Consider the following 18,900-nt stretch of genomic DNA (forward strand, 5'->3'; position numbering starts at 1 on the left):
GGATCGCAAGCTGCGTCGTCGCAGCCCCCCGCAGCACGCTCCGGCCCCGCGTCCGCATCTCCCCTCGGCCCGCTATACTCGCCCCCCATGATCCCCTCCACCCCTTGCCCCTGCGGCTCCGGTCGCGCATTCGGGGCGTGCTGCGGGCCGGTGCTCGCGGGCGAACGCCCGGCGCCCACCGCCGAGGCGCTGATGCGCTCGCGCTACACGGCCTTCACCTTGCGCGACACCGCCTACCTGCTCGCGAGCTGGCATCCCTCCACCCGCCCGCAGGACTTGGCGCTCGACGAGCAGCCGCCGCCGAAATGGCTCGGCCTCGACGTGCGTGCCCACCGCCCGCTCGCCGACACCCGCGCGGAGGTCGAATTCCTCGCCCGTTGCCGCATCGGCGGCCGCGCCCGGCGCCTGCATGAGACCAGCCGCTTCGTGAAGGAGGACGGGCGCTGGTATTACGTCGACGGCGACCTCCACGACTGAGGCTCGCCCTCGTGCCAGCCGGCCTCGGCCCGGGATCACCGCCGGCGCCTGAGCGAACCGCCCGATCGCGACTTGCCTCGCTCCCACAAAGACCAAAACGCCCCGCAATCCGCGCGGCCACCCGGCCTGCTGTCGGCGCTGCGCGACATCGCAGGTCCGGCGCGCGCATAATTGCCCCATCGTCATCGCGCGCACCCAACGGAAGATCATGAACCTCGAAAAAGTCATCTTCGGTTTCTTCATCGTGCTGGCGGCCACGCTCAACTTCGGCTTCTTCGTCGGCGACATCGACAATCCGGTCCACCACGACGTCTACGAGCTCTTCGCCGCGCTGGTGGTCAGCCTGATCGCCACCGTGCTCAAGTTCGGCGACCGCACCCAGATCGGCGCGGTGCATCTGTCCACCAGCCTGGTGGCCGACCTGCAGCTCGTCGCCGCCGCGATGGTGTGGGGCTACTCGGCGCACGTCGCGGGCGCGGGGATGACGCCGGAGATGACCGCGCGCGTGGTCTCGCTCTCGGGCGGCGCGCTCTTCGCCAACGTGGTGTCGGTGATCATCCTGATCGCCGAGACCATCATGCAGCGCCGCTGAACGCCACCTCGCCGAGACCCGCGCCGTGCAGCAGGCCCTCGCCCGCCACCACAGCATCTTCCTGCTGATCCTGCGTCGCCTGCGCGCACCGCTGATCCTGCTGATCGTGCTGTTCGCGATCGCGGTGCTCGGCCTCACCCTGGTGCCCGGCCCGGTCGTCGACGGCGAGACGAGCTATCTCAGCTTCTTCCACGCCTTCTACTTCATCAGCTACACCGCGACCACGATCGGTTTCGGCGAGATTCCCTACACCTTCTCCGACCAGCAGCGGCTGTGGGTGATCGTCAGCATCTACCTGTCGGTGATCGGCTGGGCCTATACGCTGGGCTCGGTGTTCAGCCTGCTCGCCGACCGCAGCCTGCGCCAGGCGATCGCGATGCAGGGTTTCGTGCGCGCGGTGCGGCGGCTGCGCGAGCCCTTCTACCTGGTGTGCGGCTACGGCGAGACCGGCCGCCTGATCTGCGACGCGCTCGACCGCATGGGCCTGCGCGTCGTGGTGATCGAGGTCGACGAGACCAAGCTCGGCGAGCTCGATCTGCACAGCTATTCGGCCGACGTGCCCGCGCTGTGCGCGGACGCCGCAAACCCCGAGACGCTCCAGTTCGGCGGCCTCACCCACGCGAGCTGCATCGGCGTCATCGCGCTCACCAACGACGACGCCACCAACCTGGCGATCGCGATCGCCGCGCGCCTGCTGGCGCCGAAGGTGCCCGCACTGTGCCGCGCCGAGCACACCGCGACCTCGGCCAACATGACCTCCTTCGGCACCCGCCACATCCTCAACCCCTTCGAGCGCTTCAGCGAAACGCTCGCACTCTCGCTGCACGCGCCCAAGGCCTCGCAGCTCTTCGACTGGCTCACCGGCCTGCCCGGCAGCCACGTCGAGCAGCGCCGCGATCCGCCGCGCGGCAACTGGATCGTCTGCGGCCACGGGCGCTTCGGTCGCCTGCTGGTCGATGCGATGGACTCCGAGGCAGTGCCGGTGACCATCATCGACATCGACCCCAAGCCCGACGGCATTCACCGCTGGGTGCAGGGCGACGGCACCGGTGCCGCATCCCTGCTCGAGGCCGGCGTGCGCGAGGCGACCGGGATCGTGTGCGGCACCAGCTCGGACGTGGACAACCTTTCGATCGCGGTGACGGCGCGCGAGCTCAACCAGGAGCTCTTCGTGATCCTGCGCCAGAACCACGAATCCAACCGCGCGCTCTTCGAGGCCTTCGAATCCGACATCACCGTGGTCCCGAGCCGGGTGATCGCGCACGAATGCATCGCGATCCTGAGCACACCGCTGCTCGCGCCCTTCCTGGCCGAAATCCGCCGCCGTGACGAGGAGTGGTGCGGCGCACTGCTGCATCGCCTGACCCGCCACCTCGGCTGGAGGGTTCCGCGGATCCGCAGCCAGCGCGTCAACCTGTCGAGCGCGCCGGCGCTGTATCGCCGCCTGATGCGCGGCGAGACGATCACGCTCGAACGCCTGCTGCGCTCGCCCGCCGACCGCTCGATGGCGCTCGACTGCGCGGTGCTCTACCTCGAGCGCGACGACGACGACCACCGGATGACGCCCGCCGCCGACGAGAAGCTCCGCCCCGGCGACGAATTGCTCTTCGCCGGCACCCGCCGCGCGCTCGAGGATGTCGCCCTGATCTTCGCCAACGAGCACACCCTCGAATACATCCTCACCGGCCGCGACCTGCCCGGCGGACGGGTCTGGGAAATGCTCGCGCAGCGCAAGCACGGGAAACGCTCGCCGCAGCTGCCCTGAGCCGCTCCCCACGTTGCCGGGGCACGGCCCCGCCGCTCGAGCGCCGATCGCGACGTGCGCCGCGTCTGCGAGACCTGCTAGCCCGCGCCTTCCTCCACGAGTTCCACCGCCTCGCCGGCGAACGACACCCGCTGTCCCGGCCGCAGCTTGGCGCGCTTGCGCGACTCGGGCTTGCCGTCGACCTTCACCAGGCCGTTTTCCACCGCGGCATGCGCCGCACCGCCCGACTCGACCAGACCGGCGGCCTTGAGCAACTGGTCGAGCTGAATGTATTCACCGCGCACTTCGAACCGTATCGCCATCGCGATCCCTCCTGCCCGCCACGGCTGCGCGCGCGGGCCTCGTGTCAAAATGGCGGCATTGTCTCCCGCACGCCCGCCCATGACCAGCACGCCCACCGCCCGCGATCCGGCAAGCGACGCCGCCCCGGCCAGCGCCTCGGCGCCCGCCCACCGTTCTCCGTCCGACGCCGCAGCGCTCACCGCCCATCCGCCGTCGAGCGCCCGCTCGCGCGCGGACGACCTCCTCGAGCGCACCGACCACGTGATCGCCGCGGCGCTCGCCAGCGGCGCACTGCAGCCGATCCGTACCGAGCTCGACTGGCTGGAGCAGGACGGCCTTCGCTTCTCGGTGCGTTGGGTATCGTCCCTCGCGCTCAAGGATCGGGCGCGGGTCGACACGGTCACCGCCCGACGGCCCGACTTCAACCCCTTCCTGCCGCCCGAGCCTGCGCTCACGGTGGCGGCCCTCGGCGCGGATCACCTCGTGGTGCTGAACAAGTTCCCGGTGATCGATCGTCACCTGCTCATCGTGACCCGCCGTTTCGAAGACCAGAGCACGCCGCTCGGCGGCGCGGACTTCGCCGCGCTCGCCGCGGTAGTGGGCGCGCACGGCGGGCTGGGCTTCTACAACGGCGGCCGCATCGCGGGGGCGAGCCAGGCGCACAAGCACCTGCAGTGGGTGCCCGCGCAGGCCTCGGCGCTGGAAGACTTCCTGCCTCCGCTGCATCCCGGGGCGGCAGCGGAGAACCTCGCCCTGCCCTGGGCGCACGCGGCGGTGGGGATGGACGAATCCGCCTGGTCGCACCCGGACGACGCCGGATCGGTCCTTCTGGCCGCCTACCGCCTGGCCTGCGAGCGGCTGGAGCTTCCCTGCGACGCCGATCCGATGCCGCCCTACAACCTGCTGGTCAGCCGTGGCGCGCTGCTGCTGGTGCCCCGCACACGCGAGAAATGGGACGACGTGTCGCTGAATTCGCTCGCCTGGGCCGGCTCGCTGTTCGTGCGCGACCGCGCCCAGATCGACGGCTTGCGCCGACATGGCCCGCTCGAGGTGCTCGCCGCGGTGGGCCGGCCGCGCGGCGGATAGGCTGGCGAGACGTATCCGGCGATCAGGCCGCGCGCGGCAGCGGACTCTGCGGCAGCGGCGGCAGGCCGATGGTGGCGCGGAGCTCGTCGCACTTCGGGTTGGGCGTACCGTCCTCGAAATAGACGGGAAATTCACGACAGGGGGTGGGCCGGTTCTCGTAGATCGAACGCGCGACCTGCCGGCCCACCTCGCCGGAGAGCGCGCTGCAGCGTCGCGGCACCTGGTTGCTGCCCTTCATGCAGCGCAAGGTGTGGTTGAGTTTCTCGGTCATCTCCGCCGGCACGAAACCGCCCGGCGCGTCGTCCGCCTCGGCCCAGTAGAAGGAGATCCGAAAGTGCGTGCAGCAGATGCCGCAGTCGAGGCAGGGGTTGAACTCGTCCATGAACGGAGCGCCGAAAGGACCGGCCGAGGGCCGTGGGGCGCGCATTCTAGCGCCGCCGGGAGGCGCCGGAAAGTGGTGCAAAGCGCTTTGTTTTCAGTAACCTGAAATCATTTTGAGAAATATTTTCCGGAGCGGGAAACCCGCTCGCATCGGATCGCGCCCGCAGCGCGTCCCCAGGCGCGGCGGTTCCTTGTGGGAGCGACGCAAGTCGCGACTACGGCTTATCCACGCTCGCCAACGCTCGTCCGCTGTTCCGGCGCCCGCTCGCGACTCGCGCCGCTCCGGCGGCGCATCCCCGGGCGCGACGGTCCTGTGCGCGCCGGCACGCCCGGGATGCTCAGTTTTCGGCTTCGCCGGATTCGGGCTCGGGCTCGGGCTCGGGCTCGGCGCCGTTGGCGCCGCAGCATTTCTTGTATTTCTTGCCGCTGCCGCACGGGCACGGATCGTTGCGGCCGGGGCCGGCGCTGGCGGGCTTGCGCGGAGCCTCGGTGGACAGCGGCTCGGCGGCCGGCAGACCCAGATCGCGCCAGTGGGCGAAGATGTCGTTGACCGCCTCGCCCACGTCGGCGAGCCAGCCCAGGCGGGTCTCGTCGTCGGCCTTCGCGGCGTCCTCCTCGCCCCAGGGCGCGAGCACCTCGTCGAGGGTCTCGCGCACGGCCTCGACCGCCTCGGCGTCCAGCCCCTCCTCCCAGCCCTCGGGCCACAGGTCCAGGCCCTGAGCGAAACCGTCGATCCAGGCTTCGCCGAGCTTGAGCCCATCGCCCTCGGCGACCGCGAAGCAGAACGGCTCCCAGCACGCCTCGTCCTCGTCGTCCAGGCCGAGCGTGGCGAGCAGCTCGTTGTGATACGCCTTCACCAGCCGGATCGCGCGCTGCAGGCCGCTGCCCGAGCCGAAGCCGACCTCGTCGCCGTGCGCCGACCACACGCCGGGCATCCAGCGCTCGGCCGGGATTGGCCGCGGCGAGATCATCACGCCAGCGAGGTAGCCGTCGAGCATCTCGAGGTCCATGCAGTCCTCGGGCACGATGTCCGAGGTGAGGATCTCTTCCAGCGCCTCGAAATCCTCGTCGCTCATCGTGCGCAGCGCGGACGCGTCCGCGCCCCTTTGTTCCATACCGTTCATGGCAATCTCCTTTGACCGGCGCCAAGGGTGGCCCAAGGCGGCGCGGCGGGCAAGCACGATCTTGCGGAATCAGCCCGCGGCCGCGAGATCCAGCCCGATGCGGTACAACGGCTGCCCCGAGTCGCGGTACTTGCGCTCGAAGGGGGTCAGCGGCGTGACGGCCTCGAAGCCTTCCCAGGCGACCTCGCGCCCGAGCACGAGGCCGAGCGCGAAGGCGAACTCCTCGATGTAGACCTTCCAGTTGCTGCGGCATTCCAGCACGCCACCGAGGCGGGGAATCCACGGGAACACCGGGTGCGCGTGCCAGCGCCGGCCGAGGTGGCCGATCTTGGGCCAGGGGTTGGGATAGAGGAGGTAGTGGCGCGCGAGGCGCAGCCCGGCCTCGTCGAGCAGGCGCCAGAAGTCCACCAGGTCGGCGCGCACGAAGACCATGTTCTTCGGCAACAGCGCCTCGGGATAGGGCTTGCGACGCGCGAGGCGGTCGGCGGACTGGTCGACGCCGATCACCCAGTGGTCGGGAAACTGGCGCGCGATCTGGATGGTGCTGTGGCCGACGCCGCAGCCGGCATCGAGGATCAGCGGCGCACTGCGGCCCCAGCCGGCGAGCGCCTCGGCGAGCGCGGCACGGTTGTAGTCGGTGCAGGGCTTGCGGAAGGGATGCTCGAGGTGCTTGCGCACGCGCTCGGCGAGCGCCTCGTGGACGCCCTGCTGGGCGCTCTGCGGGATGCGGGAGTTGGCGTAGCTCATCGGGCCGCTCTCATCGGTCGGGACTCGTCGGCCGGGGCCCGTCGGCCCGGGCAGATGGCGGGTGGTCGCACGCGGGAATGCCGTGGCGGCGGAGTTCCTCGTTCATGCGCGAGGGGTGGACGACGCGGCGCACCGCCTCGTGCAGCCGGCCCGCCGCGGGGTAGTTGCGCCGCAGCATGCCCAGCCACAGCTTGAGCCGGCCACAGGCATGCACCGGGGCGGCGCGCCCCTGCACGCCCTCCCAGTAGCGCAGGAGGTGCGGGTGCAGTTCGACCCAGTCGCGCTCGTCCGGCTCGGTGCCGCGTTCGCCGCGGATGCGGCGCGCGAGCCAGGGGTCGGAGACCGCGCCGCGGCCGATCATCACATCCTCGGCTGCGGAGACCTCGCGGCAGCGTGCCCAGTCGCGCACGCTCCACACCTCGCCGTTGGCGGTCACCGGCACGCGCACCGCGTCGCCGATGCGCGCCACCCACTCCCAGTGCGCGGGCGCGCGGTAGCCCTGCTCGCGGGTGCGCGCATGGACGACGATGGCCTGCGCGCCACCGTCCGCGAGCGCCTGCGCACAGTCGAGCGCGCGCGAGGGGTCGGCGATGCCCAGGCGCATCTTGGCGCTCACCGGGATCGCTGCGGGCACGGCGGCACGCACTGCGGCGGCGATGTCGTGCAGCAGGCGCGGGCGGTCGAGCAGCATCGCACCGCCACCATGGCGATTGACCACCTTGGCCGGGCAGCCGAAGTTGAGGTCGATGCCGTGCGGGCTCAGCGCGGCCAGGCGCGCCGCGTTCTCCGCGAGCAGGACGGGATCGCTGCCGAGCAGTTGCACCGCCACCGGCGTGCCCGCGGCGGTGCGGCTGCCGGCGAGGATCTCCGGGCAGATGCGCTCGAACATGCGCCGCGGCAGCAGGGTGCCGGAGACGCGGACGAATTCCGACACCGCGAGGTCGTAGCCGCCGATCGCGGTCAGCACGTCGCGAAGCACGAAATCGGCCACGCCCTCCATGGGCGCGAGCAGCAGGCGCACGCAGGAACCTCGTCGGTGATTGATCAGGCGCGCGATTGTACCGGTCGCCGCCCGAAAAACCGTCCCGGCGCACGACAGCAGACGTGTTTTTCCTTGTCAGGACGGGGCGGCTGGCGGATAATCTCGCGCTTTACGACACAGGGCGGTCACAACCTCCGCCCGCAAGATTCAGGAAATCACCATGAAAGCGGACATCCATCCCAAGTACGCCGACGTCAACGTCACCTGCTCGTGCGGCAACACCTTCGTGACCCGTTCGACCCTGGGCAAGCCCCAGTACCACGTCGAGGTGTGCTCGGCCTGCCATCCGTTCTACACCGGCAAGCAAAAGATCGTCGACACCGCCGGCCGCGTCGAGCGCTTCCGCCAGAAGTACGGCAACGTCCAGCGCGCGAGCTGAGCCGTCGCAAAGCCGGGATCCGCACCGCCCCGGGCGGTCGTGGCAGGATTCCGCAGGCACCGAGGAAGGCAGCGCAAGCTGCCTTTTTTATTGCCCCGCCGCCGGCAGGCACCCGCGCCCTCTCCGTCCTGCCCACTCCGCCGCGCTTGGTCCGCGCAGCCACTCCGAAGCACAATGCCCGCATGATCCGCGATCCCGCCACGCCCACCCTGTTCCAGCGCCGCGTCTACGGCACGGTCGGCCTGACCCTGCTGGTCGGCCTGTACCTGCTCGTCGGCCTGACCGCGCACGACCCCTGGCGCGGCGACGACGCGCGCCATTTCGGGCCCGTGCTGGCGATGCTGCGCGGCGAGTCCTGGCTGTTTCCCCTGCTCGCCGGCGAACCCCTGGTGGAGCATCCCCCGCTGTATTACTGGGTCGCCTCGGCCTTCTCCGCGCTCACCGCGGCCTTTCTTCCGGCGCACGCCGGGGCCCGCCTGGCGAGCGCCGTCTTCGTGGCGCTGGCGATCTGGTGGCTGGCGCGCGCGGCCGAATCCCTGCATGGTCGCGCCGCCCGCACGCCCGCCGCGCTGCTCGCGCTCGGCACGCTAGGCCTGGTCCTGCATGCGCACGAGACGCAGCCCCTGCTCGCCCTCTTCGCCATGCTCGCACTGACCCTGTCCGGCCTCGCGGAGTTGCCGACACGCCCGCTCGCCGGGGGCCTGAAGGCGGGCATGGGTAGCGGCCTGGCCTTCCTCTCCGCAGGCTTCGGCGGCCTGTGGATGAGCGCTCCCCTGTTGCCGCTGGCGATGCTGCTGAGCGCCGACTGCCGCAGCCCGCGCGCGAGCGGCGCCGTGCTGCTGGGACTGTGCCTCGCGCTGACCACCGCCGCGCTGTGGCCGCTCGTGCTCCACCTGCAACACCCCGAACTCCTGAGCCTGTGGCTGCGCAACGAGTGGCAGTGGATCGTCGGCCCGATGCTGCGCCCGGCCGAGCTGCCGCGACTGCTCGAGCTCGGCGCCTGGTTCATGTGGCCGCTGTGGCCGCTGGCCTTGTGGGCGCTCTGGCGCGCGCGCCGCCAGCCCGGCGTGCTCGCGATCCTGCTGCCGCTGGCGAGCGCCGGACTGGTGCTGGCCTGGCTGGTGGCGATCGACGATCTCTCGCAGGCCCGGCTGATCCCGCTGGTGCCCGCGCTCGCCCTGCTCGCCGCCGGCGGCGTGGCCAGCCTGCGCCGCGGCGCCGCGAGCGCGCTCGACTGGTTCTCGCTGATGAGCCTGGCCGTCTTCGGCATCCTCGTCTGGCTGGCATGGAGCGCCCAGGTCGCCGGCTGGCCGAGCGGTCTCGCACGCCACGTCGCGCGCAACGCCCCCGGCTTCGTGCCGCCGGACGCCAACCTGCGCCTGCTTGCCGGCGGCGCCATCAGCGTGGTGTGGATCCTCCTCGTCGCCCGCCTGCCCCGGTCGCCCGCACGTGCGCCGGCGAACTGGGCGATCGGCCTGGTGATGCTGTGGAGCCTGGCGGTGGTGTTGCTGATGCCCTGGTTCGACCAGGGACGCAGCTACCGCACGGTGGTGGAATCGCTCGATATCGCGGTGCGCGGCGAGCGCGGCGCACAGGCGAGGGAATGCATCGCCACCACCGGGCTGCCCGACGCGATGAAGCTGTCGATGGACTATTTCGCCGGCCTGCGCGCACGCCCGATCGACGCCGACGCCACACCGTGTGCTCTGCTGCTGGTCCATGTCGAGCGCCGCGGCCGCTCCGCCGCGCTCGCACCCGAATGGGAAACCGTGTGGGAATACCGCCGTGGTGCCGGCAAGCGCGCCGAAACCTTCCGGCTGCTGCGCCGCGCCGGACGCTGAATCGACGCATCCGTGCCGTTGCGGCGAGGTCCTTGCATTCTCGCCTGCCCGAATCGCGACTTGCGTCGCTCCTACCCGACGTCGAAGCCGCTTCACGCGCCGGTCCCCCCGTCACCTTCCGGAACCCGTAACGCCTTGGCGCCGCGTCACCCCGGGGGCACCCTGTCGGTTTTCGTGGGAGCGACGCAAGTCGCGATCGGACGGTTCGGCTGCGACGGACGTCGAGGGCCAGCGCCTGCGCACGGCCCTCAGCCGTAGATCCTGCACATCCCCGGCAGCGATACCGGGTTGGTGAAATAGCCCAGCACGCTGAAGAACACCGACAGCAGCGCGAGCACGATCAACCAGCGCCGGTGACGGCTCGCCCAGGCGACGAGGCCGCGGACCCGCCCGGCGGGACCGATCCTCATGTCGCGCTCCTCGCGCTCAGTCCAGGCGCAGGAAGTGGTCGCGATAGTGGCGCAGCTCGGCGATCGACTCGTGGATGTCGGCGAGCGCGGTGTGGCTGCCCGCCTTCTTGACACCCGCGTAGATCTCCGGACGCCAGCGCCGCGCGAGCTCCTTGAGCGTGGACACGTCGAGGTTGCGGTAGTGGAACCACGCCTCGAGTTCCGGCATCCAGCGCGCGAGGAACCTGCGGTCCTGGCACACCGAATTGCCGCACATCGGCGAGGTGCGCGCAGGCACGTGCGCGCGCAGGAAGGCCAGCACCTGCGCCTCGGCATCGGCCTCCGACATCGTGGAGGCGCGTACCCGAGCGGTGAGCCCGGACTTGCCATGGGTATTGCGGTTCCACTCGTCCATGCCGTCGAGCACGCTGTCGGGCTGATGCACGGCGATCACCGGCGCCTCGGCGATCACTTCGAGCGCCTCGTCGGTGAGCACGATCGCGATCTCGATGATGCGGTCACGATCGGGTTCGAGGCCGGTCATCTCCATGTCCAGCCATATCAGCGTCTTCGGGTCCTGTGCCATAATCCGTCCGCCCTTTTCCGGGGCCTTCCTGCGAAACAATGAGGGCGCGATTGTGTCATAGATCGCGTACGTTGCCGGCCTCGGCCAGCAGCGATCGCGCCAGCCTGTCACGGACAGCAGCGCATGGCCGGTCGGGTCGCACACCTGCCCGCAGCCCTACCTCCATCCACCGCCCGCGCTTCGCAATGACCGATCCCGCCCCATTCATGCTGTCGCCCTTCGGCCTGCCGCCTCTTTCCGCCCTGTTCCTGGCCTTCCTGGTCGCCGGTACCGTGCTCGGCCTCGGTCTGCTGCATCGCCACGCCCACCACGTGCGCCGCCATCGCGACGCGGTGCCGCAGCCCTTCGCCGGCTCGATTCCCCTGCATTCGCACCAGCGTGCCGCCGACTACACCGTCGCGCGCGCGCGCCTGTCCGCCTTCCACGCCGCGGCCAACGCCGGCTTCGTGCTCGCGCTCACGCTCGGCGGCGGGCTGCAGGCGATGCACGACGCCTGGGCGGACGTGCTGCCCGCCGGCGGGCTCGCCCACGGCGTCGCGCTGCTCGCCAGCCTGGGCGTGCTCGGCTGGCTGTTCGAACTACCCTTCGCGCTGCTGCGCACCTTCGGCATCGAGAGGACCTTCGGCTTCAACCGCATGACGCCGCGCCTCTACCTCGCCGACACCGTGCGCGAGGCCGCGCTCGCCGCGCTGATCGGGCTGCCGCTGCTCGCCGCGGTGCTGTGGCTGACGCTGGCGACGGGCGCGCTGTGGTGGGCCTGGGTGTGGGCGTTCTGGCTCGGCTTCAACCTGCTCGCGATGGTGATCTGGCCGACCTTCATCGCGCCGCTGTTCAACAAGTTCACCCCGCTCGCCGACGCCACGCTGAAGGCGCGCGTCGAGGCCCTGCTCGCGCGCTGCGGCTTTCGCGCCAAGGGCCTGTTCGTGATGGACGGCTCGCGCCGCTCGGCACACGGCAACGCCTACTTCACCGGGCTGGGCGCGGCCAAGCGCATCGTGTTCTTCGACACCCTGCTCGACAAGCTCGATGCCGACGAGGTCGAGGCGGTGCTCGCGCACGAGCTCGGCCACTTCCACCACCGCCACCTGCTGCGCCGGCTGGCGGTGCTCGCCCCGGCCAGCCTGGGCGTGCTCGCCTTGCTCGGCTGGCTCGCCCAGCAGCCCTGGTTCTTCTCCGGGCTGGGCATGCAAAGCGCCGACCTGGCGAGCGCGCTCGCCCTGTTCACGCTGGTACTGCCGGTGTTCAGCTTCCCGCTCGCGCCGCTCGCGAGCCACTGGTCGCGCAAGCACGAGTTCGAGGCCGACGCCTACGCCGCCCGCCAGGCCGACGCCGGCAAGCTGGTGAGCGCGCTGGTCAAGCTCTACCGCGACAACGCCTCCACGCTGACGCCCGACCCGCTGTACTCGCGCTTCCACGACTCGCATCCGCCCGCCGCGCTGCGCATCGCGCGCCTGCAGGCGCTGCAACGGTGAGCGGCATGCGCAAGCGCACCCACGCCGGCGCGATCGCCGAAGCCCGCATCGACGGCGTGGTCGTGGCCGCCTTCGGCCGCCACTACGAGGTCGACACCGCGCGCGGGCGCCTGCAGTGCTATCCGCGCGGCAAGAAGAGCAGCTACGCCTGCGGCGACGAGGTCGAGCTCGTGCCCGGCGGCGACGGCCAGGGCGTGATCGAGACCCTGCATCCGCGCCGCAACCTGCTGTGGCGCTCGGACGCCTTCCGCGAGAAGCTGATCGCCTCCAACCTCAGCCATCTGGTGATCGTGGTCGCCACCGAGCCCGGTTTCTCCGATCTGCTGGTGTCGCGCTGCATCGCCGCGGCCGAGAGCCAGGGCATCGTGCCGCTGATCGTGCTCAACAAGGCCGACCTCGCCGCGCGCCTCGAGGCCGCCCGCCATCAGCTCGAGCCCTTCCGCAAGCTCGGCTACGAGGTCGTCGAGGTGTCCGCGCTGCAGGGCGCGGATGCACTGCGCGCTCGCCTGGCCGGCCTGCAGGCGATCTTCGTGGGCCAGTCGGGCATGGGCAAATCGACCCTGACCAACGCCATCGTGCCGGAGGCCCAGGCCGCCACCCGCGAGATCTCGGACGCGCTCGACTCGGGCAAGCACACCACGACCTTCGCACGGCTGTACCACCTGCCGGTGACCGCCGACGAAGCCCGCGGCGGCTGGCTGATCGACAGCCCCGGCCTGCAGGTGTTCGGGCTCGCCCACCTGGCGGCGGAGGACCTCGCCGAGACCTTCGTCGAGCTGCGCCCGCACCTGGGGCGCTGCCGCTTCCGTGACTGCCGCCACGACAGCGAGCCGGGTTGCGCGCTGCTCGGAGCACTCGAAGCCGGCGCCATCCACCCGCGGCGCTGGGAGCATTTCCGCGCCATCCGCAGCGAGATCGCCGAGGCGCGACGGCTCAATCCGGGCTGGTAGGCGACGCCCGCCCGACGCGCCTGCACGCGCAACTCAGGCGCCGGCGAGCAGAAATTCCCGCACCGTGGCGATCTGCGCCGCATCCATCAGCATCGGCGCGTGCCCCACGCCGGGGAACTCCACCGTCTGCGCCCTCGGCCCGCGCGCGCCCATCGCCGCGAAGGTGGCCGGCTCCAGCAGGTCGGACTCTGCGCCGCGCAGCGCCAGGGTCGGGCAACGTATCGCTTCATATACCGGCCACAGGTCGATATCGACCGGCACCGGATTGAGCCGGAAGACTTCGCCCAGTCCGGGGTCGTACACCATCGCGTAGCCCCCTTCGGCGTCATCCATGCGACGCACCGAATATTCCGTGAGGTGGCGCCACTGCGCGTCGGTGAGCGCGCCGAAGGGCGCGCCGACCTCGCGGATGTAGGCCTCGGCCGCCGCGGGGTCGGCAAAGCGCGGCGCGCGTCCGACGTACTGGCCGATGCGACGCAGGGATGCTGCGGTGATCACCGGACCGACGTCGTTCAAGACCAGCCGGGTGATCGGCGTGCCGGCCAGGCTCGCGAGCAGCATGCCGATGATGCCGCCCATCGAGGTGCCGACCCAGTGCACCTCCTCGACGTCGAGGCGGGCGATCAGGGTGACCATGTCGGCGACGTAGACCGGGAAGCCGTAGTCCGCCTTGTCCGTCAGCCAGTCGCTGCGCCCGCGCCCGACCACGTCCGGGCAGACGACGCGGTACTCGCCGGCGAGCGCGCGCGCGAGATCGTCGAAGTCGCGGCCGTTGCGGGTGAGACCGTGGACACAGACCAGCACGCGCCGATTCGTCGGCTCGCCCCATTCGGTGTAGGCCACGCGGTGCAGGCCGTGCGGCCCGCTGCACAGCACATGCCGGGCGCGCGGCTGGAGCAGCGGTTGCGCGGCGCGCACACGCTCCGGCTCCACCGCGGCATGCTCGGCCGGGGTCGTCGGTGCGGACGGGCTGAAGAACTTCTTGAGCGAATCGAGCAGGGACATGAGGGGCGGGCACTCGGAACGGGTTTCGGGTCGCTGCAAGTCTAGCCCGAAGCGGCGGATCCGGGACACAAGCCCGCCGCCCTCAGCGACCGTGCCAGTAGCGCGGCTGCATCTCGCGCTCGGCGTTCACCTGGACGCCCTCCTCCGGCGCCGCCGCGAAGTCGATCCGGATCGCACCCTGCGCATCGGTGCGCCAATTGCGTGCCCCTGCCTCCGCCCAGCGCGCCCACACCTCGGGGTGGGGATGGCCGAAGCTGTTGCGGCTGCCGGCGGAGTGGACCGCGTGTTCCGGGAGGGTCGCGTCGACGAAGGCGGCCGAGGACGACGAGCGGCTGCCATGGTGGGCGCTGACCACGACCGCGGCGGAAAGGCTTGCCGGTGGCTGGCGGGCGATCAGCTTGGCCTCGGCGGCGGTGCCGATGTCGCCGGTCAGCAGCAGCGCGCCGGCGGCGCCAACGACGCGCAGCACGCAGGAGGCGTCGTTGTCGTGCGGACTTGCGCCCGCGCCTGCCGGCTCCTCGCTCGGCGCGCGCACGGGCGCCGGATGCAGAATCTCGAAGCGCACGCCATCGCGCTCCCATGCGGGCACGCGTGCGCAGTCCGCAGGCTCGCGCCCGTGCGCCAGGCGGGCCGCCCAGGCTGCGCGTTCGCGCGCATGGACGGCCTGTCCGGCCAGCACCGTGCCCACCGGCAGGCCGGCGAGCAGCGAGGCCGCGCCACCCACATGATCGGAATCCGGATGCGACAGCACCACCCGATCCAGCCAGCGCACGCCGGCCGCGCGCAGCCAGGGCAGGACCACCCGCTCGCCGGCATCGGACTCGCTGCCGAAGGGTGGCCCGCTGTCGTAGAGGAGGTCATGCGCACGCGTCTGCACATGCACCGCGAGACCCTGGCCGACGTCCAGCACCCAGGCGCGGAAACCGCCCTCCTGCGGGCGCGCCGGCTGCCAGGACAGCAGCGCCGCGAGCAATGCCGGTGCCGCCAACCGCCCCGGGCTTGCGCGCGGCAGCAGCAGGATCGCCACGGCGGCGAGCGCACCGCCGAAAAGCCACGGCGGCGGCGCCGCGCGCTCGATCATCGCCCTCTCGAGCGCTGCAAGCGGCGCAAGGAAATCCATCATCCACCCCGCGGCGAAGTCGGCAGGCACGAGCAGCAAGGGGATCGGCCAGGGAATCGCGAGCAGCACCAGCGGCGTGACGACGAAGCTCACCAGCGGAATCGCCACCAGGTTGGCAAGCGGCGACAGCAACGGAACCGCCTGGAACTGCGCAAGCAGCAGCGGCACCAGCGCGAAGCTGATCGCGAGCTGCACGCGCAGCGCGGCGCGCCAGCCGGCCGACGGTGCGACACGGCCGCCGAGCACGGCGAGGATCACCGCCACCGCACCAAAGGACAGCCAGAAGCCGGCCGACAGCACCGCCCAGGGATCGACCACCAGCACCACGAGCAATGCGATCGCGAGTACGCGCGAGGGCGGTATGCGCCGCCCGCCGATCAGCGCCAGCGCGCCCACCAGCAGCATCAGCCAGGCGCGCAGCACCGGAACGCCCATGCCGGCCAGCAAGGCATAGGCGGTGGCCCCGGCCAGCCCGCCGAGCGCGTGCACCTGCTGCACCGGAACACGCAGCACCAGCGCCGGCTGCCGGCGCCACGCCGCGCCGGCGAGACCGCCGCAGAACATCGCCACCAGCGCCACGTGCAGGCCCGAGATGGACACCAGGTGGGCGACGCCGGTGCGGCGGAAGATCTCCCACTGCCCGGCATCGATGCCTTGTTGATCGCCGACCGCGAGCGCCACCAACAGGCCGGCGTGCGCCCCGTCGGGCAGGGCGGCGAGCATGCGCTCGCGCACCGTCGCGCGCACGCGATGGACGTGCTGCATCCAGGTGGCGGGAAGCTCGTCTAGGAGCCGCCCCGTCCCCCGCACGCTGCCAGTGGCGCGGACCCCGCGCTCGAGCAACCAGGCCTCGTAGTCGAAGCCGGAGGGATTGGCGAAACCGTGGGGCCGCCACAGACGCACGGTCAGCGCCCAGCGCTCGCCCGGACGGGGCATCGCCAGCGGCAGGGGGCTCGCGGAATCGGCCTCGGCGTCGAGCTTGGCCTCGACAGCGGTGCGTTCGGGACGCCAGGCCAGCTGCACGAGTCCCGGCACGCCGGGCGTGTCGGGCTCGACCGCGAAGTCGAAGCGCCAGCCGGACCCGCTCGCGCGTGGCAGCCCGGCCACCCTGCCCCGCAGCTGCAACTCGACACCGTCGAGGGTGCCGGCGAGCTCGTCGCTCAGCCGGACCTCGGCCCGCCACGCCGCCCAGCCCGCGCCGGCGGCGAGCGCACCGAGTGCGGCCAGGGCGATGGGGATCCAGCGCCCAGCCCGAGCCGCCGACCCGCGGCCCCACGCCAACACCAACGCCAGCCGCAAGCCGAGCGCAGCGACGAGGCCGAGCGCCGCCGCGGCCACGACGCCATCGAGCGCAGCCGACCGCTGGACGAGGACGGTGCCGGCGAGGAAGGCGAGAGCGATGATGCGCATGGCATCGAGTATGCCTGAGGCATTCCCGGAAGGGCGGGCGCCGTGATCGCCGGCCGCCATCCCGCCCTCGACGGACGATCGCGACCCGGGCCGCCGCGTCGAGGATGGCCGCGCATGCCACGACGCGATGGGCCGGGCTCCTGCTAGACTCGCCCACGCGGACCTGAACCATGCGCAAGCTCTTCAAACGCTTCCTCCCCGACCACCGCAGCGTCAGCGAGAACCGCTGGCTGCGGCCGTTCGCGTCCACCTTGCTGCATCCGCGCCTGTGGCACCTGAACCGCCATTCGGCGGCCGGGGCGGTGGCGGTGGGAATGTTCTGCGGCCTCATTCCCGGCCCCTTCCAGATGCCGAGCGCGGCGCTGTTTTGCGTGCTCTTCAGGGTCAACCTGCCGCTGGCGCTGATCACCACGCTCTACAGCAACCCGCTCACCATCGTCCCCCTCTACGTCGCGGCATTCGCGATCGGGAGCCTGATGTCGGGAAATGGTGCAGTCGCGTTCATCCCGCCGCCGGACTTCGCCGGCTTCGATCCACTGCAGTGGGCGGCCGACCTCGCAGCCTGGGCGGGCGAGCTGGGCCGCCCGCTGGTGGTCGGCCTGATCGTGCTCGCGGCAAGCCTGTCGATGGTGTCGTATCTGGCGGTGCGCTGGGGCTGGCGGCTGTGGCTGATCCGCCAGTGGCGGCAGAGACGGCAACGGCGATAAGCGGGCGCAGCGTCCGGTCCGCAAGATTCGAGCCCTGCGCGCGGCACGGCCTTCGCATCGCCGCAGGGCTCATGGAGAATCGATCGCAGCGGGCACCGCGAACACTTCAGACGCGGAAGCGGCTGGCCTGCTCGCGCAGGGTGCCGGCGAGCTGCTCGAGCGTCTCGGCGGTGGCCGCGGTCTCGCGCACGGTCACGCTGTTGTGCTCGGTCATGTCGGCGATGCGCTCGATGTTGCGCGCGATGTCGTTGCTCGCCAGGCTCTGCTCGTGCAGGGCGGTGGAGATCTCGCGCACCGCGGTGAGCACCTGGTCGGCGCCCGCGCTGATCTGCGCCATCGAGGAGCCGGCGCGGTTGCTCATCTCCACGCCGTCGCGCACACGCTGCACGCCCTGCTGCATGGTGTCGACCGCGCGCTCGGTGCCCTGCTGGATCGCCGCCACCATGCCGCCGATCTCGCGCGTGGCGAGCGAGGTGCGCTCGGCGAGCTTGCGCACCTCGTCGGCCACCACCGCGAAGCCGCGCCCGGTCTCGCCCGCACGGGCGGCCTCGATCGCGGCGTTGAGCGCGAGCAGGTTGGTCTGGTCGGCGATGTCGCGGATCGAGTCGACGATCGCGTTGATCTGGCGCGACTTCTCGCCGAGCTCGCGGATGGCCTCGCTCGACAGATCCACCGCCTCGGCGATGCGCTCCATCTCGGCCACCGACTGCTCCATGACCGAGCGCCCCTCCTGCGAGAGCCGGCCCGAATCCTCGGCAAGCTGCTGCGCGGTCGAGGCGTGGTGGGCGATGCCGTCGACCCCGCGCGTCATCTCCTCGACCGCTGCGGCCACGCTGGAGGCAGCGTCGCTCTGCGTCTCGGAGCCCTCCAGCACGCGACGCGCGGAGGCCGACATCTCGGTGGCGGCGCCGCCGACGTGGGCGGCACCGGTCTGGATGTCGCGGATGAGGCCGGCGACGTGATCGGCCATCGAGTTGAACTGGCGCGCCACCTCGGCGAGCTCGTCGCGCGCCGAGAACTGCACGCGGCTGCGATAGTCGCCCGCGGCGAAGCCCTGCGCGCCGGCCGAGAGCTCGCGCACCGAGCGCACGATGGCGAGATAGATGCCGATGAAGAGATAGCCTGCGAGCAGCATGCCGACCGCCGAAATCGCCACCTGGGTCTGCAGGCGCTGGTTCAGGCGGTCGCGGCGCGCCTCGAGCAGGCGGCCGACCTCGGGGCGCAGCACCTGGTCGAAGTTGCGTACCGCGGTGTCGATCGCGCCGGTGACCAGTTCGAAGAAGGCCGCCGAGCTCAGGCCGAAGCGCTGGTCGAGAAGCTCCTTCCCCGTAGCCTCACGCACCCGCGCGACACCCTCGGAGATTTCGCGGCCCATGCCGTCGACGCTAGCGGCGAGGCTGGCGTTGGCCGCCGCGGTGCGGCGCAGGCGCTCCAGCACCGCAGACTCGGCGCGGCCGATCTCGGCGAGCAGCGCGACCAGGGCGTGCTCGTCGCTGCGCGCAAGCTCGCGGCGGGCGCTCAGCGCCGTGCCGCGAGCGCGCAGTT

19 protein-coding genes are annotated in these 18,900 nt (G+C 71.4%); 9 read left to right on the forward strand and 10 right to left on the reverse strand.

Translation table 11 applies throughout. The features are described 5' to 3' along the window. Positions 1-87: 87 nt before the first annotated feature. The 3 genes from C665_RS04585 to C665_RS04595 all read left to right on the forward strand — a co-directional run bounded on the left by C665_RS04585 (position 88) and on the right by C665_RS04595 (position 2,834). Positions 88-477, forward strand: a complete 390-nt coding sequence (locus C665_RS04585; protein WP_012585309.1) for a YchJ family protein — start codon at positions 88-90, stop codon at positions 475-477. Between the two features lie 208 nt (positions 478-685). Then, positions 686-1,069, forward strand: a complete 384-nt coding sequence (locus C665_RS04590) for a DUF6394 family protein (protein WP_004301257.1) — start codon at positions 686-688, stop codon at positions 1,067-1,069. Positions 1,070-1,094: 25 nt separating this feature from the next. Continuing rightward, positions 1,095-2,834, forward strand: a complete 1,740-nt coding sequence (locus tag C665_RS04595; protein WP_004301258.1) for an NAD-binding protein — start codon at positions 1,095-1,097, stop codon at positions 2,832-2,834. A gap of 77 nt (positions 2,835-2,911) precedes the next feature. Here the strand turns inward: C665_RS04595 and C665_RS04600 are convergent, their stop codons facing one another. Next, on the reverse strand, positions 2,912-3,136 hold the full coding sequence (locus C665_RS04600; protein WP_004301260.1) for an RNA-binding S4 domain-containing protein: 225 nt from the start codon (positions 3,134-3,136) through the stop codon (positions 2,912-2,914). A gap of 79 nt (positions 3,137-3,215) precedes the next feature. Here C665_RS04600 and C665_RS04605 point away from each other — a divergent pair, with 79 nt between their 5' ends. Then, a complete protein-coding gene (locus tag C665_RS04605; RefSeq protein WP_004301262.1) occupies positions 3,216-4,202 on the forward strand; it encodes an ATP adenylyltransferase family protein in 987 nt (328 codons plus the stop codon). A 22-nt stretch (positions 4,203-4,224) separates the two neighbouring features. On the opposite strand, the gene C665_RS04610 is transcribed toward C665_RS04605, so the two are convergent. The 4 genes from C665_RS04610 to C665_RS04625 all read right to left on the reverse strand — a co-directional run bounded on the left by C665_RS04610 (position 4,225) and on the right by C665_RS04625 (position 7,475). After that, on the reverse strand, positions 4,225-4,584 hold the full coding sequence (locus tag C665_RS04610) for a YkgJ family cysteine cluster protein (protein ID WP_004301263.1): 360 nt from the start codon (positions 4,582-4,584) through the stop codon (positions 4,225-4,227). A 337-nt stretch (positions 4,585-4,921) separates the two neighbouring features. After that, positions 4,922-5,698 carry a YecA/YgfB family protein gene (locus tag C665_RS04615; protein ID WP_004301265.1) on the reverse strand — a complete coding sequence of 259 codons (777 nt, stop codon included), beginning with the start codon at positions 5,696-5,698 and terminating at the stop codon, positions 4,922-4,924. Between the two features lie 78 nt (positions 5,699-5,776). After that, positions 5,777-6,454, reverse strand: a complete 678-nt coding sequence (gene trmB / locus C665_RS04620) for a tRNA (guanine(46)-N(7))-methyltransferase TrmB (protein ID WP_004301267.1) — start codon at positions 6,452-6,454, stop codon at positions 5,777-5,779. Between the two features lie 10 nt (positions 6,455-6,464). Then, entirely contained in the window at positions 6,465-7,475 is a 1,011-nt protein-coding gene (locus tag C665_RS04625; RefSeq protein WP_004301270.1) for a tRNA dihydrouridine synthase, read from the reverse strand. 181 nt (positions 7,476-7,656) lie between these two features. Between C665_RS04625 and rpmE the strand changes: the two genes are divergently transcribed. Further along, positions 7,657-7,875, forward strand: a complete 219-nt coding sequence (gene rpmE, locus C665_RS04630) for a 50S ribosomal protein L31 (RefSeq protein ID WP_004301272.1) — start codon at positions 7,657-7,659, stop codon at positions 7,873-7,875. Positions 7,876-8,057: 182 nt separating this feature from the next. Next, positions 8,058-9,716: an ArnT family glycosyltransferase gene (locus C665_RS04635; RefSeq protein ID WP_004301274.1), complete on the forward strand. Its 1,659-nt coding sequence runs from the start codon at positions 8,058-8,060 to the stop codon at positions 9,714-9,716. Positions 9,717-9,964: 248 nt separating this feature from the next. Here C665_RS04635 and C665_RS20860 read toward each other — a convergent pair whose 3' ends face one another. Further along, on the reverse strand, positions 9,965-10,126 hold the full coding sequence (locus C665_RS20860) for a hypothetical protein (protein WP_004301276.1): 162 nt from the start codon (positions 10,124-10,126) through the stop codon (positions 9,965-9,967). A gap of 16 nt (positions 10,127-10,142) precedes the next feature. Next, positions 10,143-10,691 (reverse strand): oligoribonuclease, encoded by a 549-nt coding sequence (orn, locus tag C665_RS04640; RefSeq protein ID WP_004301277.1) that lies wholly within the window; start codon positions 10,689-10,691, stop codon positions 10,143-10,145. Positions 10,692-10,876: 185 nt separating this feature from the next. Between orn and C665_RS04645 the strand changes: the two genes are divergently transcribed. Together C665_RS04645 and rsgA are read left to right on the forward strand one after the other, a co-directional pair. After that, a complete protein-coding gene (locus C665_RS04645) occupies positions 10,877-12,163 on the forward strand; it encodes a M48 family metallopeptidase (RefSeq protein WP_004301279.1) in 1,287 nt (428 codons plus the stop codon). 5 nt (positions 12,164-12,168) lie between these two features. After that, on the forward strand, positions 12,169-13,113 hold the full coding sequence (rsgA, locus tag C665_RS04650; RefSeq protein WP_012585307.1) for a ribosome small subunit-dependent GTPase A: 945 nt from the start codon (positions 12,169-12,171) through the stop codon (positions 13,111-13,113). 33 nt (positions 13,114-13,146) lie between these two features. Here rsgA and C665_RS04655 read toward each other — a convergent pair whose 3' ends face one another. Both C665_RS04655 and C665_RS04660 read right to left on the reverse strand, forming a co-directional pair. Continuing rightward, on the reverse strand, positions 13,147-14,118 hold the full coding sequence (locus C665_RS04655) for an alpha/beta fold hydrolase (RefSeq protein ID WP_004301284.1): 972 nt from the start codon (positions 14,116-14,118) through the stop codon (positions 13,147-13,149). A gap of 82 nt (positions 14,119-14,200) precedes the next feature. After that, positions 14,201-16,648: a DNA internalization-related competence protein ComEC/Rec2 gene (locus C665_RS04660; RefSeq protein ID WP_004301286.1), complete on the reverse strand. Its 2,448-nt coding sequence runs from the start codon at positions 16,646-16,648 to the stop codon at positions 14,201-14,203. A 170-nt stretch (positions 16,649-16,818) separates the two neighbouring features. On the opposite strand from C665_RS04660, the gene C665_RS04665 reads away from it, so the two are divergent. Then, positions 16,819-17,355: a DUF2062 domain-containing protein gene (locus tag C665_RS04665; RefSeq protein WP_004301288.1), complete on the forward strand. Its 537-nt coding sequence runs from the start codon at positions 16,819-16,821 to the stop codon at positions 17,353-17,355. Positions 17,356-17,461: 106 nt separating this feature from the next. On the opposite strand, the gene C665_RS04670 is transcribed toward C665_RS04665, so the two are convergent. Beyond that, a partial coding sequence (locus tag C665_RS04670; RefSeq protein ID WP_040828570.1) for a methyl-accepting chemotaxis protein occupies positions 17,462-18,900 on the reverse strand: 1,439 nt, incomplete at its 5' end.

The sequence above is a fragment of the Thauera aminoaromatica S2 genome, assembly GCF_000310185.1.
GTDB lineage: Bacteria > Pseudomonadota > Gammaproteobacteria > Burkholderiales > Rhodocyclaceae > Thauera > Thauera aminoaromatica.

Bases quoted from the DNA above. Each gene is read 5' to 3' on its own strand.
- C665_RS04635 (WP_004301274.1), top strand. From the start codon at position 8,058: ATGATCCGCGATCCCGCCACGCCCACCCTGTTCCAGCGCCGCGTCTAC.
- C665_RS04665 (WP_004301288.1), top strand. From the start codon at position 16,819: ATGCGCAAGCTCTTCAAACGCTTCCTCCCCGACCACCGCAGCGTCAGC.
- rsgA (WP_012585307.1), top strand. From the start codon at position 12,169: ATGCGCAAGCGCACCCACGCCGGCGCGATCGCCGAAGCCCGCATCGAC.
- C665_RS04605 (WP_004301262.1), top strand. From the start codon at position 3,216: ATGACCAGCACGCCCACCGCCCGCGATCCGGCAAGCGACGCCGCCCCG.
- C665_RS04660 (WP_004301286.1), bottom strand. From the start codon at position 16,648: ATGCGCATCATCGCTCTCGCCTTCCTCGCCGGCACCGTCCTCGTCCAG.
- C665_RS04590 (WP_004301257.1), top strand. From the start codon at position 686: ATGAACCTCGAAAAAGTCATCTTCGGTTTCTTCATCGTGCTGGCGGCC.
- C665_RS04600 (WP_004301260.1), bottom strand. From the start codon at position 3,136: ATGGCGATACGGTTCGAAGTGCGCGGTGAATACATTCAGCTCGACCAG.
- C665_RS04585 (WP_012585309.1), top strand. From the start codon at position 88: ATGATCCCCTCCACCCCTTGCCCCTGCGGCTCCGGTCGCGCATTCGGG.
- rpmE (WP_004301272.1), top strand. From the start codon at position 7,657: ATGAAAGCGGACATCCATCCCAAGTACGCCGACGTCAACGTCACCTGC.
- orn (WP_004301277.1), bottom strand. From the start codon at position 10,691: ATGGCACAGGACCCGAAGACGCTGATATGGCTGGACATGGAGATGACC.
- C665_RS04655 (WP_004301284.1), bottom strand. From the start codon at position 14,118: ATGTCCCTGCTCGATTCGCTCAAGAAGTTCTTCAGCCCGTCCGCACCG.
- C665_RS20860 (WP_004301276.1), bottom strand. From the start codon at position 10,126: ATGAGGATCGGTCCCGCCGGGCGGGTCCGCGGCCTCGTCGCCTGGGCG.
- C665_RS04610 (WP_004301263.1), bottom strand. From the start codon at position 4,584: ATGGACGAGTTCAACCCCTGCCTCGACTGCGGCATCTGCTGCACGCAC.
- trmB (WP_004301267.1), bottom strand. From the start codon at position 6,454: ATGAGCTACGCCAACTCCCGCATCCCGCAGAGCGCCCAGCAGGGCGTC.
- C665_RS04645 (WP_004301279.1), top strand. From the start codon at position 10,877: ATGACCGATCCCGCCCCATTCATGCTGTCGCCCTTCGGCCTGCCGCCT.
- C665_RS04615 (WP_004301265.1), bottom strand. From the start codon at position 5,698: ATGGAACAAAGGGGCGCGGACGCGTCCGCGCTGCGCACGATGAGCGAC.